Here is a 253-nt window from a genome sequence, read left to right on the forward strand (position 1 = left end):
CCCTCGGGTCCAGGACAGCTTCCACATCGAACACCACTGATTCCCTTTCCATCTCTGACTCCTTCAAGTCGATGGGTGGGGAAAATTCGATTACCACAGGTGGGGATTATTGGATTACCGCTGACAGTCGGCTGCACGCTGGCCAGTTTATCGCGGCGGCCCACAACGTGGTGCTGATCGGTGGGCCCGGTACCGGCAAGACGCACCTGGCCACCGCGATCGGCATCGAGGCCGTCCAGCATCTGGGCAAGCG

The 253-nt window shown here is 60.5% G+C and carries 1 protein-coding gene; it reads left to right on the plus strand.

The genetic code is table 11. The features are described from left to right. The coding region (locus GPA21_RS20770) for an ATP-binding protein (RefSeq protein ID WP_211163766.1) at window positions 1-253 on the plus strand (253 nt) is incomplete at both ends.

Origin of the sequence: Azoarcus taiwanensis, from assembly GCF_012910885.1 — a bacterium.
GTDB classification, from domain to species: Bacteria; Pseudomonadota; Gammaproteobacteria; order Burkholderiales; family Rhodocyclaceae; genus Azoarcus_F; species Azoarcus_F taiwanensis.